Consider the following 16937-nt stretch of genomic DNA (forward strand, 5'->3'; position numbering starts at 1 on the left):
AGGAACCCTGAACAGCCAGAGCGTCGCTTCGCTCCGATCACGATGGCGCGAAACGGGTGGTCACGATGGCGCGAAACAGGTGGTCACGATGGCGCGTAACGAGCGGTCACGATGGGCGGGATGCGCAGTCGCAGGTCGGGAGCTGCTTCGCAGAGAGCTCCACGCGGTAGTGGGATGGCTCGGCGTTCGCGGGTGCATCGGCCAACAGGGCGAATGCGGGAGCCAGGAACGTAAAACCCAGTCTTGTGCGCCGTTTGGTTCGGTGGAACACGGTCTCCCGGATATTTTCGGGGTGCATGTCGATCGTTGAAGGGATTTGGGTCTCGTCGACCCTCTACGAGGGAGGGGACGTTGGGGCGACCCAAGAGGTTTTACCGTGAACCAACCCAAAAAAGAAGAATACGATGAGCTGATCACGCTCGTCCCGATTCTTTATGAGCGAGCACGAGCGAAGGGGGTTCGCGACCAGGACGCCGAGGATGTCGTCGCCAATGTTTTTGTCGACGTTTATGCACGAGAGAAGCCGCTTCCGAGCGCGCCGGACGAACGGATGAAGATCGTTCTGGCAATCCTGAGTTTCCGCGTCCTGACGCACATCAAGGAGCGCAGGGCGCTGGCACGGCAGGAGCTCGTCGAGGGGCCGGCTATGGAGTTGCTCGTGCCCGAGCCGCGGGATGCGATCACGGCTTTGGAGGAGCGTCAGCGGATCGAGGGGATCTGGCAACGGCTGCGGCCGGAGTATCGGCTTGCTATCGAGGGCAACGCGCTCGGGGAGAATGCCCAGGAGACCGCAGCGAGGATCGGCGCGAGCGTCAAGTCCGTCGAGACGTGGCTACGTCGTGGCCGCAAAATGGCCGGTTTCGAGCTGACGACGCTCGACACGATCAAGAGGCCCCGCGGCATTCGAAGCGTGGTTGTTCTGGTCGGGCTCGGGAGTTTCCTCGCGGCGACGAGAGTGGCCGAGGCATTCGGGGGGTGGGTGCGCGAGTTCTTCCGTGTCAGCGCGCGCGTGCTCGGCGAACCGCTCCGCGTGTTGCCGAGCGTGGCGGCTGGCGTCCTTGCGCTGGCCATCACGCAGCCGAGGCCATTCGCTTCGGCCGATGAACCGGGGGCGGTGTTGGTGCAGGCGGAGCCGAGGCGGAGTGCGGAGGCGCCGCGGATGGAGTCGAGCGCATGTGCGCCGCCTCCGGTGGCGTCGTCGTCGTCGATTTTTGCTGTGCCGACGACGACGCCGCGGTCCGGCGCGAATTCGTCCAATGGACCGAGCTCCGATGGAGCTTCGGCGTCGGATGCATGGCTCTTCAAGGCGAAGGCCGCATTACGTCGTGGGAATGCTCGACGTGCCCTGGAGCTCGTGGAGCTCGATGCACGCGAGAGACCGCATCCCGACGAGGATCGGGAGAACCTTCGCGCCGCGGCGCTCCGTGCCTTGGCCGGCCAGCGCTGACGAGCGTCGCGTTTGTCGAAAAGTTACGTTGCGCGCTCCCGGAAGGGCGCGAGGGCACCTCTCTGGGCGAGTTGCGTCCGTTGCGCCTTTCCGGGAGCGATTTTATCGGATCACGAGCATCACGAGGGCGACGGCTGCTCCGCGGAGTCGCGTTTCGTCTCGGCATGAGGAAGGGATCCCGCGCGTGGTCGCCGCCCTCGTGATGCTCGTGATCCACCCACGCCACGGAGATGCGTTCATGTCTGACGAGCGTCCCCGAACGACTTCCCCGCGGCGTTCGTCGAGCCATCGGCCGGCGTTCCGACTGCGCGAAGACTGCTCTACTTCCTTGCGCCTGGGAGATGAGGGGGTGACACGGAAGCCCAGCAGAGCGGGGGTGGAGCCATCACTCGAGCGGTCGATTTGCGCGGCGGCATAGATGACGTCGAGCGCGAGGTCGTCGAGCCTCTGGAGCTCGGCGACGTCGATGTTCGGCAGCTCCTCGGCGATCCGGTCGGTATGAGGCGCGATGGCGTCGAGGCCGCGCTTGACGGAAGGTGCGCACATGCGAGGTGTTAGGGGAATGGAAGGGTGGAGCGGTTCGGGGGAGCAAAAGATTCGGTCGGCCGGAGGGGAGAGAGCGGCGGGAGGCCGAAGGTTTGGGGAGAGGGGTTGGGAGGAGGCTTCGAGGCGAGGGGAGAAGACGTCCCCGCGCAGCCCGCACGCGTCGAAGCCGCGGGACCGGACCGTGGCCGCCCTGTCATGACGCGCCCCGTCTCCCTTGACTTCGCCCGGCGAACGAGCGAGGTGTGCAGGATGCGCGCTCCCATTTCCCAGGACAACCCCTCCCTCGCGTACCGGCTCTCCGGCGCTCTCCTCGCGATCGCTGTGCTCGTCGGCCCCGCCTCCGCGGCCGCGGACTTGATCGGACCGCAGGAAGTGGCCTGTCAAAACAAGGCCGCCGGCGATGCGTGCGCCGAGCCCGCAGGCGCGGCCGGCACGTGCGTCGCCCAGGAGGCCCTCGGGGGGCGGCAGCGGTTACGCTGCGTGGTGGGCGCGAATGCCCCGACGGAGGCGAAGACCGCGACCCCGCAGCCCGCCGACGCAAAAACGCCTGCGCCTGCGCCGTCCGCCGCGACCGTGTCCGTGGCCGAGAAAAAGGGTTGCTCCGTGTCCGCCGCGGGAAGCTCGAACGAAGGCGCGCCGCTCGGGATCACCGTCGCCCTGGCCGCGCTCGCCCTTTGCCGAGCGAAGCGCCGCGCGCGGTCCGCGGGGTGAGGGGTGGACCGGCTCTGAGCATTCGTCGTCACGCAGGTCGTCGAGATCCCCCTTTGCGTCTACAGGGGTAGAATCGCGCTCGCGTCGACTCGATCAGGATCGCAATCAGGCGCGAATGAGCGCGCCAGAACGCGATGACCTCTCCCAAAGCGGAGAGGCCCGATCTCCCCGAGATTGGGCCTCTCACCCATCCGAATCAGCGCAGCGCTGACGTCAGGGCAGAACGACGAGAGACTCCGTCTCTTCCTCGCCACCGTAGCGAGCGGTGATTGTGACCGTTCCCTCGTCGATCGCGGTCACGAGGCCGTCCGCGGATACGGTGGCGGTCGCCGGATCGCTCGAGACCCACTCGGCATCGCCGGACATATCCCCGTCCGCCGACCCGTCGGAATACATCACCTTCAGCGTGTACTGAAGCGTCTCGCCCTTCTTCATCGAGCTCGTGTCGGGGGTGAGATCGAGGTCCGAGACCGTCTTGTTGCTCTCATCGCCGCAACCCAGCGCGGTAACCATCGACATCGCCGAGAACGCCATGGCGAAAAGCATACAATACGATTTCATTTGTTTTGCTCCTGGGGGGATTCCCCACCCTTTGATGTTCTGCCATTTCACCCTGCATGTCGCGTGCCGACATCAAAAGGCTTTTTTTCGCCCACGGCTGTGCAACTTATGCCCGGAAACTACGTTACGGGAATCTTGTACGGTATTTGCCGTCGGCAAGCGTCATTACGAACCGGAGCGGTCTTCCACGATAACAGCAAAGATTTGCACGTTTCACGAAGGCGACCGTGACCCGGCGCAACGTGCTCGTGTCCTCGCTCTGCTCAGTCGGCTACTCCCGGCGAGCGAAGGTCTGGTCCCGTGCACCTGGCAAACGGTTACGTTCTGGACGTCGAGGCGAGCAAGGAATCCCGAGCAGAATCAGGGGGGAAACCCCGGCGCTTGCGCCGCCTTCCGCGGCAGCTCCGCTCCCGCGATCCACGACCGGAGGTGCCTTGGGCTGAGTTCGGGCATGACGCGCACGAACTGCGCTGGCTGGGCTGTGCCGGCGCGTCGATAGCTGCGTTCGTGTGGGAGTGCACCGACAATGCGCCTCGGACATCACGACGGACCGATCGTCTACTGCCTCCCCCGGCAGCAGATCTGCCGCGGTTCATGTCCCGTCCGTGCTGCGCCTCAATCTTGGCAACCAATGCGCTCGTCATGCAGCACGATATCGTCGATCCACGCCGTGAAGCCAGGCGGGGCTTGCTGATAGTTCGTCCAGCCGATGCGCACCTCGCTGAAGGCGTTTGGGATCTGCGAGCCCTCGTAATTGCCAGCCCCGTTCGCGATGCTGATCTGATCGACGTGTACGTCGTCGATGTAGAAGTCGTAGCTCTGCGTCGGCCCGTCGATGTGCCATTCGGCGCAATGCCACTGGTCGTCGAACATCCAGCTATAATCGCTTCCCTTGCCAAACTCGGCCCCGTTGGGCTGGACGTTGTAGAGGTACTGGACGTGAGAGCCGTTGCCGTCGTTGTTCCAGCCGTCCTTGTCCTCCTTCACGGTATCCACTACGCGGACCTCCTCCGGCCCTACGGTGGGGCCGTCGCCGTAAAGCGCGACGAGGGTCGAGTGGACGAAGGCGTCGGGGACGGGGAGCGCGACCTTGTAGCGAATGCGGCCCCAATGCCCGCTGCCGAGCTTGGAGCCGTCATGATAGATGCGTCGCTCCCCGTTGACCATCGGACCCAATTTCAACGCGTGGGCGCCGCTCGCCGCTTCATCGTCGGCAACCGCGGCAGGGTCGCCGTGCTTGGTCCACCCTTGCGGGACCGCGCCGACCTCGGTGGCCTCGAAATCCTCGCAGATGATGTATTTGCCGGAGGAGCATAAAGTTTGATTCGGGCCGGAGCCGCCGGAGCCGCCGCTTCCGCTGCTGGCCGTTGCGCTGCCGGTGCTGCTGCTGCTCGTGCCGGTGCTGTCACCGCCATTTCCGCCGCCGCCCGCGTTCGAATTCGAGGGGTCCGAGCTGCAACCCGCGTAGAATGCGGTCAAGAGGAGCGCGAGGCTGCAAGCGTGAAGACGATGCTGCATGGTTGACCTGCGACTTTCTGCGCGAAGGGTCGACCCTTCGCTCACTCACCCGTAAGGCGCGTGATCCTACTCCAGGCCGGCGGCTCGAATCAATGCACAATCCCCGTGCAGCGGGGGACGGAGGTCGCCATGGCGGGATCGGCTGGGCGGGCGGCGACGCGTTCGAGGCCTCTCGCCTGGCAGCTCGCTCTCTGCTTCACCAAAATCTCCACCAAGGCTTCTGCTGCTTTGGAGGACGGATGAATCGGAAGGAGCGCGCTGCCTCGGTAAGCTCCGCAGCCAATGCCTCGCGCGGGACCGCTGCGGTTCCAAATCGGCTCAACGACCAAGGGAGTTGGTGCTCGTCTCGGAAGAAGAGCATCACATTCCGTAGCAACCCCAGATGGCCCATCCCCTCCACAATCACCAGAGCCAGCGGCCGTTGGTCGAGGGGGGCAAGCGTCTCGACCGTCACGCGCATGTCTTTGATGTCGCTGTCCTCATGAAGCATCCGTGCGATCGACTCGGCCACCCCTGGGAGATGGGTCGCTGTATCGCGAGCGAAGTCGTCCCAGCAATTCACGTACATCCGCTCCACCCCGTCCGTACCGCAAAACGATACTCGACGAAAGCATCCCTCTTGGGACGGGCCGTTCGGAGCGTCGTAGCGGAACCGCGGTGGCGGCACGAGGGCACAGCCCATATGCGACAGCTCAACCTCGCCTTGCTCGAAAGGAGACGGTCGCTCCATCACACGAAGATTCGATTCGATGCAGAGCCAACGAAGGGCGGCCCGTGCCCGGCTCAGCGAATGCTCCGGGAATGCATCGTCGTGCCGCGGGTCATCGAAGTCGGCCTGTCGAAATGTCGCCGTCATCTGCTTGAAGGTTTCCTCGCTCTTCGGTGACCTTTCCTTCAGCCGCTTGTTGACGAGCAGCGTTTCGCGGACCCCGGTCATGTTGTCGACACACAACACGCGTGCTTCGAACAGACCCTGCCGGAGGGGGAGGAGGAGGTGTCCCATGATCATCTCGCTCCCGGGCTCGTAGGCCATTCGGTGCACCGTTCGCAGGGCCTCCGCACCGTCAATGTTCAAAGGCTCGACATCGATCATCGGAGACCATGTGGGATCCGCGGTCCGAGGCGAACGCTGCTCGTCGACACGGTCACGCTTATGAAACATATCATCGAACATCGCTCGCGCGTAGTATTCAAGCGACTTTCTCAAGTCCGCCCGATGTTCCTCGTGCACATCGAGATGAAGGTCGGGAAAAAAGAAAAACCACCATACCACGCCCTTCGGCTCATCGACGAGTTCGGCGCATTCCCTCTCGTCGCGGCAGATCTTCGAGTGTGAGGGCAACTGGAATGTGACTCCCAACCGCCCCGTCTGCAGGGACTCGATCATATGCATGAGATCCGCCTTCGGCTGTGTGCTGTCTTCGCCATCGGGTGCTCGATGACGTGTGGTCGGTGAGAATGCCTGTTTTTAGCGCACTGTTTGGAATCTACCGGCACCATCCGGGCTCCCGGGGTAGGACGGCCGCCTTCAGGGCGTCGGAACCGCGATTTCGATCACCCCATCCGCCTGCCGAAGCTCGAAACGCGACAGGAAGCTCAACCCCAGAAGCCCCTCGACGCCTGGGCCGAGATCGTCGACCACCACGGCCGGTACGCGCTTCGCTGCGAGTTTGTCCACCGCGATGGCGCCCAGCAAGATGAAAAGCCCCTCCTTTCGCCCATTCGCCGTTTGCAGCTCGACCTTCGGTGCCCCGGCGAGGTCGAGGCCCAGCCTCTCCGCGAGCGCTCGTGGCAGCGTCACATAGCTTGCCCCGGTATCCACCACGAAGGACGCTGTCTCCTTGTCGTCGAGGCGAACCTTGGCGCGAATCTGGAGCTGCCCCGGCTCCATCCGTAGCGTCGCGCGGCCCTCGCCCACGACCGAGCAGCCCCCTTTTTGCAGGAGATCGGCGATGCGCGCCCGGATGCCCGGCGTCCAGGGCGCGCGCGAATGATGAAAGACGAGCTGCTGCAACGGAAAGGCCGCCTCGCAAGGCTTGCCCTGCTTCTCGTAGACCGTCGCCAGGTTGAGCGGGATGTCGGTGAGCTTCGGGTAGAGCAGGAGCGCCTGGCGGAAATCCTCCGCCGCGCGGTCGAGGTCGCCCTTCTCCTGGTACACCACGCCCCGCCACGCACGATAATGGAATTGATAAGGCTCGGAATTCACCAGCGCCGTCAGATCGGTCGCCGCTGCGTCCGCCTCGCCCAGGCGCTGGTGCGCGCGGTAGGTGATGCGCCTCGTCTGCACGAATTCGCCGCATGCGGCGGAGAACGCGGCGGCCCGCGCCAGCACCCCGCGGCTGTCGCCGGCCGCGAGCATCGTCTCGAGGAGCTCGAGCGTCTTCGGGCGGTCGCAAGGCTCCTTCTGAAGCTCGGCTTCGAGTTTGTGCACCGTGTTCGAGGCAGCTCCGTAGTCGTAGCGCGGTTGGTAGGTGCGATAGGCCCAATAGCCCCCGCCCCCGATCCCGCCAAGCACGACGAGGGCGACGAGGGCACGTACGAGCGGCGCCCGGCGCAGCTTGCGCAGGCAATGGGGACAATGGGGCTGCATGCCGTCGAACTGCCGGCAGACCGTGCAGAGGGCCACGAAGCACTGGCTGCACGAGGCCACCGCGGGTTGTCCGGGGTGGGCTTGGCAAATGGGGCGCTGCATGGGCGCCGTTTTACCGCGAAGACCCTCCGCCGAGCAAGCGTACGAACATGGGGAGCGCACGATCGCGCGGCGTGAGATCGCCGAAGGAGCGCTTGCGCGTCAGCGGTATTTCGGGAGCTCTTTGTTGAGCCGAACGAAGAAGTCGATGATGTCGTCCTTGGCCTGCCCCTTCCCGAGCCACGAGGGGACGTTGCCGCCGACATCGAGGTGGAAGCGGTAAACGGCGCGGGTGCCCTTGCCGCCTTCGGGCTCGAATCGCCAGGCGCCCTCGTGCGTGTTCACGCGGACCACGTCGGCCACGGGCTTCGGCCCGCGCTCGTTGGCGGCGGCGAAGCGCATCCAGAGGATCGGGCCCTCGGCGCCCCAGGTGACTTGAATGGTGTAGTCGCGATCGTCGATGACCGGGAGGTCGAGCCGCTGATAGACGACCAGAGAGTCGGCGTTGCGGGCGAGGACCTTGTTTTCCTTGAGGCGCTCTTGCCACTTCTGGTGGTTCGCGTAATCGAGCAGCGCGCGGCGCACCTGCTCGGGCGGCGCCGGGAAGCTCGCCTCGGCCGCGAACTCGACGCCGGAGCGCTTCTCGCGGCGGTGGACGCGGACGCCCTTCTCCTCGTCGAGGAGCGTGAACCCCTCCGACGCGAGCGCGCTCGCGGGCGCCGGAGCGCGCACCTGCGATGGGGCCCCGGCCTGCGCGGGCGAGGGCGGGGGAGGCTCGGCCGACGCGTCCAAGGGCGCGAGGGCGACCAGGATGGCGAGAAAGGTCCAGCGTCTCATTCGTCCGTGTCCTCAACGTAGGTGGAACAAAGTATCCGCAGACCGAGTGTACCTCAAACGGACAGGAAAAATCATCCCACAAACGTCCAGGAGGACCCCTTGCTCAACATTCTCCTTTGGAGGATAAATGGACCGGGCCTTCATTCCAGCGGCCGGCATATTTTTCGTGGTGGACGTACGCGGTGTGGACCTGACAGACCCTCCGAGGGCGGCCACGGAGGCTGGGGGATGTCCGTCCGGCCTGGTTTCTCCCATGGCGTGCGCGTCGCCGCGGCACGCATCCCATCAATCGAGCGAGAGGTACGTGAAGGTGACCGATTGATGAAAGTCATTTCGGGCGTGGCCGAACCGTAGCCCCTGATTGAACGAGATCTCGTATTGGCGTCGGTCGCCGGCGCACATGGAGATGAGCGACCATTCCGGGCCCACCGACGCACCAAAGAGCACCGGGTCCTGCTGCAGATCCGCCACGAACCCAGCCGAAAGACCCGCGGCCGAGGAGAACCACGGGCTCCAGTTGACGCGGAGCATGGCCGGCACGACGACGGAGACCTGGGTCACCTGATACCTCGGATCTTCGATGAATCGGTGCATGACGGTCAGCGTGCCGCCCGTGCGGAAATCGAACATCGGCGTGATGCCAATGTTCATCACAAAACCCGCCGCCGCGCCGAACATGACCGCGCCGCCCTCGGTATACACCGCCATTGCAGGGCTGAACGACCCGCCGAAGTGGAGACCTTTGCGGTGCCGCGCCACTTCATCCATGGGGGAGGGACGAAACTCCACGCGTTCGGTCTTGCCGGCGGCGACGGTCGCCTGCCTTTTCTCGCGTGAGCCGCCCGGGTATTGGATTTCGACCTCGTGCACGCCCGCCGTGACGGGCACCTCCAGCGGCGTTGCGCCCACGGCTCGCCCGTCGATGAAGACGTTCCCCTCGTTCGCGGCGCTCTCGATTCGGATCTTCCCGCCCCCCTCGATCGTCTGCGCAGCCGGGGCCGGCGGCGGCTTGCTGCCATCGGCCGGGACGAGCTTGATCGTCACCTTCTCGCTCGCGCCTTCCTTCACGTTGACCGTCGTGCTCGCGGGATGGAATCCACTCGCAGAGGCGGTAATCGTATGGGAGCCCGGATTGACTTTGCGTGGAGCGGAGAGCGCCGCCGCCGGGATCGACGCGCCGTCCACGGCCACGACGGCAACATCACTCGACGCGCCGTCCACCACGATGACCAGGGACGGGATCCGCGTCGTGAGCTTTTGCGCGAGCTCCGCGGCCTCTTCGCGGGCTTTGGCGAATGCCGCTGGCTCATTGGCATCCTTGGGGTGACGCGACACCTGCAACAACGTGTCGCGTGCCTCGACGAGCAGCCCGCGCTCGATCTGGGCCTTGGCGAGGGGAAGCCCCGTGGACGGGACCTGCATGATCGCGTGGGCCGCTTGATACGCCTTGAGGGCGCCTGCGTAGTCTCTCGTGGCAAACTTCGCGTCGCCCTCCTTCATGAGGTTTCGGGCGGTCTCCTTGTCCGCCGAGGAGGGCTCTGCGAGCGCGAGAGGCGGGGCGAGGAGAGCCGTCGTGACGAACAACGCCGCAACGCTCGACACCCTCGCGAACCCCCGGAAGAAACGCACCAGCGTGACGCGACTCGAAATCACCGACCGTTCAGAATCCATAATCCTTCTCGGGTAGCGGAGTGCTGCGCGGAGGGCCGCCAGGCTTTGCCGACGGCTTCGGGTTCGGCCCCGGCGCAGACGCACTCGGAGCGGAGGCATTGGACACCGACGCACTTGGCGCAGGCGTGCTCGGCGCGAGCTCCACGCGGCTCGTGACCGGCGCGACCACAGGCGGCTCCTTCGGGGCATTCGTGGTCGCGCTCGCGGACGCCGTGATTCCATCGGGCGCGTTTTCGATGGCCGGCGTCGACGCCCCGACGAACGGTTGCACGGGGCGCTTCAGGAAGACAAACCCCAGCGCGCCTGCTCCTGCGAGGCCCACCACCGCCGCGATGATCACGGCCCGGCGTCGCCCCGCACCCGGCCGCCCCGACGCGTGGGCCGCCGCCTCCCCGACGTACGTCGTCGCCGATGCGGCCCCCCCGAGGGAGCTCGGATCCTTCGCCGCGTGTCGGGAGTTTTCGTCCTCGCCGTGATGCGCGGAATCGTCGGTGGAGAGGCGGGCGTCGTCGCGCGAAGCGTCGTCGTCCGACGAAAACGACCGATACCCGTTCTCGAGAACCGTGACATGCTCGTCCCGCCGTACGCTCCCTCCGACGGTGGAGCCAGCCCCGGTCGATTCTCCGCGGGTGACGTGGCGTGAAGACGGGTCGGTCGCCTTATGCGGAGCACGCGTGAGGGAAGGGGACGACGTCCTCCCCAGGGCGGTGTAGAGCGCGTTTGCCATCTCCCGGGCCGAGCCAAAGCGCGCCGCGGGATCGTGCGCCAAGGCCTGCTTGCACCATTCGTCGACCTCGGGCGGGATGGTGTCCACGATCTGGCTCGGCGGGACGAAACGCCCAGCTTGCATGGCCAGGAACAATGCGCCGATCCCATTTTCGTCCGAAAAGGGGAGCTTTCCCGTCATCGCGCGGTAGGCGACGACGCCCAGGGACCAGAGGTCGGCGCGGAAATCCACGCTCTTGGCGTTGAGGAGTTGTTCGGGGCTCGCGTAGAGGATGGTCCCGACGATCATCCCGGTGCTCGTCACTTCGCTCGATTCGCCGCCCCCCGGCTTCGCAATGCCGAAGTCGAGCACTTTGACGAAAGTGTCTCCCTCCGTATCGAGGAGGAAGATGTTGCTCGGCTTGACGTCCCGATGCACGATTCCGAGCCGATGGGCCTTGCCGAGCGCCTTGCAGGCCTGCGAGATGATCTTGGCGACCTCGTCGAGGTGCAGGGGGCCTGCTCGTTTGATGCGCGCCGACAGGTCTTCCCCATCGAGGAGCTCCATGACCATGTACGGGATCCCGTCGCCCGTGATCCCGTGGTCATGGATATTTACGATGTGGGGGCTCCCTATCTGCGCCGCGCTCGTGGCCTCGCGTTGGAAACGCATCCGCGTCGCCGGGTCGCTGGCGTGCACATCCGCGACGAACTTCACCGCGACCTGCGTTTTCAGCCCGAGGTGGTCCGCGATCCACACGCTTCCCATGCCGCCCCTGCCGAGCAGGCGCACGAGCTTCACGTGCTTCGAAACCGGGTATCCGGGACCGAGGCCCATGTAGAGACGACTACCACAGCTCTCGGCCGGCAGGCTATTTTCGTTGCGCAGCCCGCTGTCGTCTGGATGACGCTCCTGAGATCCACCGGTTCGGGCCGTGGCCCGGGTCGAACGCATGGCTGTGCGTCGCCCAACAAGTGCGTGGGGCGGCAAATTTCGCTGGGGTCGTTCGGGATCGGATCGGGTTCAGGCGACCCGATCGAGGACGAGGAATGGTCCCTGCGGCGGATACAGGCGCATGGCATGGGAGCTCTGCGCCGCCGCGCGAGCGGTCACTTCTTCTTCACGGTACAGTCGTAGAGGGTGACGAAACCAGCGCCATCCTCTTTGCCTTCGATGTCCGCGAGGTCGCCGACCTGCATCCCCTCCGGATTGGGGATGTTCACGCACGAGAGCTTCATCTTCCCATTGCCCGAGAACTGCGCCGTCTTGCTCTTCGGGCTGTACGACTCGAGCTTGCAGCCGGTGAGCTTCCTCGGCGTGTGGCTCTGGCGGCCCTTCTCGTCTTGCTCCTTCTCGAAGGCAGCGACGTCGCAAACGCTGCCCGAGGCCGCCGCCGACGCGCCGGTCGCGGAGCCTGCGGGCGCAGCCGAATCCGTCGACGATTTGTTGCAGCCAACCAGGAAACCACTCAATGCGAGCGCCAGGACTGCGGGGGAAAAAGCAATCATCCGGCTGGTCGATTTCATGCTCGTCTGATCTCCTTCGGTGATCTTTTCGTGTGTCTGCGTGTCAATTACGGGGCGCAGAAGGATGCGCGGAACCCTCTCCGCCGGTCAACCGAGGCGGAAGAATGCGAACAGGCGTGTCCGTCGTCCCCGCGGCGGAGCCTAGTTCTTCCCATCAAACCGAGCAAGAAGAACACGAACAGGCGCGCCCGCCGCATCCAGCGTCGCGCGCGCGTGTCGGGTCGTCGGAACCACGGCGGCCACACATCCGTGATCTTCCCCCGTCTCCGTGGACAAACCAACCCATGCCGCCGGCGCATTCCCTTGTGCTCCCGGTTAGCTTCCACGAGCACCAGCCGCAGGACGGACCCGATGCGGGTTGGCCCTGTATCGAGCGCCACGCTTCCGAGCGAGCGGCAAGACCCTGGCGCGATTTTTCCCCGAAGGGTTCGCCGCTGAGCGGGTAAGAAGGGGTGGAGTCCTCGCTGCATTGACGCTGCCCACGACGCTTCTCGGCCTGAGCCTCTCGGCGCTGCTCCCCACCCCGGTGAGCGTGACGCCGCCGCAGCCGTGTACGCCGGCGCGGCTCGGGGCAAACGTGTCTGCCCAGCCCGAGGCCTGGCGACACGCGGTCGAGGCGTTGGTCGCGGCGACCGGCACACCGGGGCAGCCCTGGAGCTGTGTGGGCGGCCAGGTCGATCTGGTCGTCACCGTCGACGCGGCCAAGGTCACCGTGGTCGACGCGGATGGGCATGCCGTCACGCGTGAGGTCGACGCGCCGGACGACGTCAGGCCGGTCGGTGAGGCGCTCCTCGCGAAGCCGCTTCCTCCGAGCCCCGAGAGCATGCCGCCCGCCCCCACGCCGGAGGCGGAGCAGCGGCCGCCGCGTGTGCTCCTGGGCGCCCTCCTCGGACCCCGTTACGCGGGGCCGGCGCACCGGATCTGGGGTGGGGGGACCCTCATGGCCGCGGTGCCGTTCCAGTCGTGGGGCGGTGGGGTTTGGCTGCGCCTCGATGGTTTGTCGATGCCGCTCGTCGAGGGGCTGCCGCCGATGGGCGAGCTGTGCATCGGCGCCTCGGCCTTTCGCTCCATCACCCTCGGATCCATCGAGCTGCGGCCCGCGCTTCGGCCTTCCCTCGCCGTGGTGACGAGCGTGGTGCCGGAGGAGGATCTCGAGAGCGACAAGAAGTTCGACCAGGATACGCGTGTCCATTTCCGGATCGGCCTGGAGACCCAGGTCGTCGTCCCGCTCACCGACGCGTTTCGCGCTGTGATTGCCCTCGACGGCGAAATCTCACCGAGCGCGCGCGTGTGGTCGACGGGGCCTTTTCCGGCCTACACGATCGGCCTCGGGGTCGGGATCGAGATGGCGATTCGATGAGCCCGCTGGCCACCAAGCGCCTCTCGAATGCCGCCGCGCTGAGCGACGCGGAGCTGCTCCTTGCCATCGCCGAGGGCGAGCTCGGGCCGCTGGGCATCCTCTTCGATCGTTACCACGAGCCCTTGCGTCAGTTTCTCCTGCGCGCCGCGCCCAACGTCGCGGATGTCGACGATCTCGTGCAGGAGACATTCCTCACGGCGACGCGCGCGGCCGCCTCGTTCGACGGGCGTGCCTCGGCATTGCCCTTTTTGATGGGCATCGCGACGCAGCTCCTCCGGCGCCGCAAACGCACGTTCGTGCGGCTGCGCGCGCTTTATGATGCGTTTTGCGCAGCCCCCACGGCGTCGCGGCAGAGTCCGGAGGAGCACGTGAACCAGGCCCAGGAGGAGGCGCTCCTGCAGGCGGCGATCGCGCGCCTCTCCGACGAGCGGCGGATCGTGCTGGTGATGGTCGAATACAACGGCATGTCCGGCCCCGAGGTCGCGCAGATCCTGGGCACGCCGGTCGGCACGGTCTGGCGGCGCCTGCACGAGGCGCGGGCCGAGCTTCGGCGAACGCTGCAAAGGGGGGGGCGATGACGTCTCCGGAGTGCCCGTGGATGAATCTCGTGGAAGCCCTCCGGGACGGGCGGCTCGGCCCGCAGGAGGGGGCGTCGATGGAGCGCCACCTCAAATCGTGCGCTGTATGCGCCGGCCTCGCGCGTGATCTCACGCGAATCGGGGATGCCGTGCGCGCGCCGCGCGAGCGGGCGACGCAGCTCTCGCACCAGCGGGCGCGTGTTTCCCTCCTGGAACGCGCGACGGCGCTGCCGACGCCACGTGTCTCGTTCGGAAAGGCGCGGTTCGTGCTCGCGGCGGCGACGCTGGGCATCGCGGGGGCGTTTGGCTTTTTTGGCGGGCAATGGACCGCCACGACCAGCAGGGTCGCCCTCGCGCTGCACATGAGCGCGCCGCCGCGCCTCCAAGGCGCTTCCGAGCCGCAGGTGCGCCCGTCGGACGACGCACGTTTCACGCGCAATCGAAGCGCGGGCCTCGACGAGGTGATCCTCGAGGACGGCGCCCTCGACGTGGCGCGGAGCCGGCTCGCGGCGGGGGAGCGGTTCGTCGTGCGCACGAAAGACGCGCAGATCGAGGTCCGCGCGACGGCATTGCGGATCGAGGCCAAGGAAGGCCGGATCCGCAGCGTGGCCGTGGAGCAAGGGACGGCCGAAGTTCAGTATGCGGGATTCACGGCGGTGATTCCGGCAGGCGGATCGTGGCGGGCGACGGGCGACGCGGCGGTCGAGGCGGCCGACAAGGAAAAACCCGCGGCGATACCCGCGCCGGAACCCACGTCGTCCGCGGTCGTCCCGAGCGCCCCGGCGAAAGGAAAAACGTCGTCGCGCGCCGCGGCTGTGCGTAGCCATCGGGGAATGTCGGACCCCTCGTCGGACAACCCGAACGAAAACGTCATGGAAGAGAGCTCCTGGACAGCGACGCCCTCTTCCGCGCCCACCTTCGCGCCTCCGCCGCCGGTACGTGTCCCTTCGGCCGCGTCGCGCGCGTTTGCCGACGCGATGGCTTCGCTTCGTCGCGGCAATTACGCCGACTGCGCCGAGAAGTTCGAGCAGTTCGTCTCGACGTACCCGGCGGATGCACGTGCCGACGAGGCGGATTACCTGCGAGCCGTCGCGCTCCAGCGCGCCGGCCGTACCGCGGAGGCCGTCGCCGCCGCCAAGCGATACCTCGCGACGCGGCCCAAGGGGGCGCATCGCGTCGACGCGGAACGCATGGCAGGAAACTAACGCGGGTCGCCTTCGAGAATAGCTGTTTTTCGACGAAGGGTCGGGCGCGGAGCGGGCAAGGAGGGGCGTGGGGGAGGGACGAGCGACCCCCATGCCGAGCAAGCGCCCTGAAGGTCATCCACGCCTCGGTCCTGTCATACGGGACCGAAGCAACACCGACGCGCCGGAGGTTCCTGCGCGCCATTGGGTTCGTGGTCCAAAAGGCCGGGCTCGTCGGATGGATCAGGCCGCTCGTCGGATCGAAGTGCCCAAGCGCCGCGTCAGCCGCCCAAAATCGAACGTGCGCAGCTTCCCTGCTGCCGAAAACCGAGGAGAGCCGTGAGAGAACGCCCGCAGACGATTCGCCCCGCCACCGGCAAGCTCGCCGTCTTGCTCCCTGGCCTCGGCGCCGTGGCCACCACCTTCATCGCCGGCGTGCTCCTCGCCCGCAAAGGGCTCGCCAAGCCGATCGGCTCGCTCACGCAAATGGGCACCATTCGCCTCGGCAAGCGCACCGAGGATCGCTTCCCGCTCGTCCGCGACGCCGTCCCGCTCGCGTCGCTCGACGACCTCGTGTTCGGCGCCTGGGACATCTTCCCCGACAACGCGCTCGAGGTCGCGCGGCACGCGGAGGTGCTCGAATCGCGCCACGTCGACGCGGTGGCCGAGGAGCTCGCGCACATCAAGCCCATGGCAGGCGCTTTTTACCCGGAATACGTGCGCCGCCTCCACGGCACGCACGTCAAGGCGGCCCGGTCCAAGGCGGACATGGTCGAGCAGGTCCGCGAGGACATCCGCGGGTTCATCGAGCGCCAGGGGGCCGAGCGCGCCGTGGCGATCTGGTGCGGCAGCACCGAGGTTTACATCGCCCCCGGAGACGTGCACCAGAGCATCGCGGCCTTCGAGGCCGGCCTCGCCGCCGACGATCCGAGCATCTCCAGCTCGCAGATTTATGCCTGGGCATGCCTCAAGGAGCGGGTCCCCTTCGCCAATGGGGCGCCGAACCTCTGCGTCGATTTCCCCGCCGCCTGGCAGCTCGCGCGGGAGATGGGCGTGCCCATCGCGGGCAAAGATTTCAAGACGGGGCAAACGCTGATGAAGACCATCCTCGCCCCGGGGCTCAAGGCCCGCAGCTTGGGATTGCAGGGGTGGTTCTCCACGAACATCCTCGGCAACCGCGACGGCGAGGTGCTCGACGATCCGAACTCGTTCAAGACGAAAGAGGTCTCCAAGCTCGGCGTCCTCGAGCAAATCCTCCAGCCTCCGCGTTATCCGGACCTCTATGGCAACATCTACCACAAGGTCCGCATCGAGTATTACCCACCGCGGGGCGATGCCAAGGAGGGCTGGGACAACCTCGATATCTTCGGGTGGCTCGGGTATCCCATGCAGATCAAGGTCAACTTCCTTTGCCGGGACTCGATCCTCGCGGCGCCGATCGTGCTCGATCTAGCGCTCTTGCTCGACCTCGCGTCGCGCGCGTCGATGCGGGGGACGCAGGAGTGGCTGAGCTTCTATTTCAAGAGCCCGATGACGGCGCCGGAGCTCTACCCGGAGCATGACCTCTTCATCCAATCGATGAAGCTCAAGAACACGCTGCGGTGGATGATCGGCGAGGAGCTGATCACCCACCTCGGCAACGAATACTACGACTGATCCCGGC

Annotated in this window: 14 protein-coding genes; 6 read left to right on the forward strand and 8 right to left on the reverse strand. The window is 66.3% G+C overall.

The features are described from left to right. Positions 1–376 precede the first annotated feature (376 nt). On the forward strand, positions 377–1447 hold the full coding sequence (locus QHF89_RS06165; RefSeq protein WP_136971060.1) for an RNA polymerase sigma factor: 1071 nt from the start codon (positions 377–379) through the stop codon (positions 1445–1447). A gap of 795 nt (positions 1448–2242) precedes the next feature. Next, on the forward strand, positions 2243–2704 hold the full coding sequence (locus QHF89_RS06170; protein ID WP_136971059.1) for a hypothetical protein: 462 nt from the start codon (positions 2243–2245) through the stop codon (positions 2702–2704). A 213-nt stretch (positions 2705–2917) separates the two neighbouring features. On the opposite strand, the gene QHF89_RS06175 is transcribed toward QHF89_RS06170, so the two are convergent. From QHF89_RS06175 to QHF89_RS06210, 8 genes are all read right to left on the reverse strand, one after another. After that, entirely contained in the window at positions 2918–3238 is a 321-nt protein-coding gene (locus QHF89_RS06175; protein WP_211365282.1) for an Ig-like domain-containing protein, read from the reverse strand. A 642-nt stretch (positions 3239–3880) separates the two neighbouring features. Next, entirely contained in the window at positions 3881–4783 is a 903-nt protein-coding gene (locus QHF89_RS06180) for a hypothetical protein (protein ID WP_136971058.1), read from the reverse strand. A 196-nt stretch (positions 4784–4979) separates the two neighbouring features. Next, entirely contained in the window at positions 4980–6176 is a 1197-nt protein-coding gene (locus tag QHF89_RS06185) for a hypothetical protein (RefSeq protein WP_136971057.1), read from the reverse strand. 135 nt (positions 6177–6311) lie between these two features. Then, on the reverse strand, positions 6312–7475 hold the full coding sequence (locus QHF89_RS06190) for a TIGR02281 family clan AA aspartic protease (protein WP_136971056.1): 1164 nt from the start codon (positions 7473–7475) through the stop codon (positions 6312–6314). Between the two features lie 99 nt (positions 7476–7574). After that, positions 7575–8249, reverse strand: coding sequence for an START domain-containing protein (locus QHF89_RS06195; protein ID WP_136971055.1), 675 nt, complete (start codon positions 8247–8249; stop codon positions 7575–7577). 285 nt (positions 8250–8534) lie between these two features. Then, a complete protein-coding gene (locus tag QHF89_RS06200) occupies positions 8535–9920 on the reverse strand; it encodes a PEGA domain-containing protein (protein ID WP_284720146.1) in 1386 nt (461 codons plus the stop codon). Then, on the reverse strand, positions 9910–11463 hold the full coding sequence (locus tag QHF89_RS06205; RefSeq protein ID WP_284720147.1) for a serine/threonine-protein kinase: 1554 nt from the start codon (positions 11461–11463) through the stop codon (positions 9910–9912). Before QHF89_RS06205 ends, QHF89_RS06200 begins: the two co-directional genes overlap by 11 nt. Before the next feature lie 272 nt (positions 11464–11735). Then, positions 11736–12152, reverse strand: coding sequence for a hypothetical protein (locus tag QHF89_RS06210; RefSeq protein WP_136927572.1), 417 nt, complete (start codon positions 12150–12152; stop codon positions 11736–11738). 469 nt (positions 12153–12621) lie between these two features. On the opposite strand from QHF89_RS06210, the gene QHF89_RS06215 reads away from it, so the two are divergent. The 4 genes from QHF89_RS06215 to QHF89_RS06230 all read left to right on the forward strand — a co-directional run bounded on the left by QHF89_RS06215 (position 12622) and on the right by QHF89_RS06230 (position 16930). Continuing rightward, positions 12622–13512, forward strand: coding sequence for a hypothetical protein (locus tag QHF89_RS06215; RefSeq protein ID WP_136971052.1), 891 nt, complete (start codon positions 12622–12624; stop codon positions 13510–13512). Beyond that, the gene (locus QHF89_RS06220; protein ID WP_136927570.1) at positions 13509–14090 is read left to right on the forward strand and encodes an RNA polymerase sigma factor; all 582 of its coding nucleotides are present in this window, start codon (positions 13509–13511) and stop codon (positions 14088–14090) included. The genes QHF89_RS06215 and QHF89_RS06220 overlap by 4 nt, the downstream gene beginning before the upstream one ends. Positions 14091–14110: 20 nt before the next feature. After that, positions 14111–15295 (forward strand): outer membrane protein assembly factor BamD, encoded by a 1185-nt coding sequence (gene bamD / locus QHF89_RS06225; RefSeq protein WP_284720148.1) that lies wholly within the window; start codon positions 14111–14113, stop codon positions 15293–15295. A 318-nt stretch (positions 15296–15613) separates the two neighbouring features. Further along, the gene (locus QHF89_RS06230; protein WP_284720149.1) at positions 15614–16930 is read left to right on the forward strand and encodes an inositol-3-phosphate synthase; all 1317 of its coding nucleotides are present in this window, start codon (positions 15614–15616) and stop codon (positions 16928–16930) included. The last annotated feature ends 7 nt before the right edge of the window (positions 16931–16937 follow it).

The organism is Polyangium sorediatum (assembly GCF_029946465.1).
In the GTDB taxonomy this organism is placed as follows: Bacteria; Myxococcota_A; Polyangia; order Polyangiales; family Polyangiaceae; genus Polyangium; species Polyangium fumosum.

Coding starts and splice junctions, on each gene's coding strand:
- QHF89_RS06170 (WP_136971059.1), top strand. CDS start 2,243: ATGCGCGCTCCCATTTCCCAGGACAACCCCTCCCTCGCGTACCGGCTC.
- QHF89_RS06175 (WP_211365282.1), bottom strand. CDS start 3,238: ATGGCGTTCTCGGCGATGTCGATGGTTACCGCGCTGGGTTGCGGCGAT.
- QHF89_RS06180 (WP_136971058.1), bottom strand. CDS start 4,783: ATGCAGCATCGTCTTCACGCTTGCAGCCTCGCGCTCCTCTTGACCGCA.
- QHF89_RS06185 (WP_136971057.1), bottom strand. CDS start 6,176: ATGCATATGATCGAGTCCCTGCAGACGGGGCGGTTGGGAGTCACATTC.
- QHF89_RS06190 (WP_136971056.1), bottom strand. CDS start 7,475: ATGCAGCGCCCCATTTGCCAAGCCCACCCCGGACAACCCGCGGTGGCC.
- QHF89_RS06195 (WP_136971055.1), bottom strand. CDS start 8,249: ATGAGACGCTGGACCTTTCTCGCCATCCTGGTCGCCCTCGCGCCCTTG.
- QHF89_RS06200 (WP_284720146.1), bottom strand. CDS start 9,920: ATGGATTCTGAACGGTCGGTGATTTCGAGTCGCGTCACGCTGGTGCGT.
- QHF89_RS06205 (WP_284720147.1), bottom strand. CDS start 11,463: ATGGGCCTCGGTCCCGGATACCCGGTTTCGAAGCACGTGAAGCTCGTG.
- QHF89_RS06210 (WP_136927572.1), bottom strand. CDS start 12,152: ATGAAATCGACCAGCCGGATGATTGCTTTTTCCCCCGCAGTCCTGGCG.
- QHF89_RS06220 (WP_136927570.1), top strand. CDS start 13,509: ATGAGCCCGCTGGCCACCAAGCGCCTCTCGAATGCCGCCGCGCTGAGC.
- bamD (WP_284720148.1), top strand. CDS start 14,111: ATGAATCTCGTGGAAGCCCTCCGGGACGGGCGGCTCGGCCCGCAGGAG.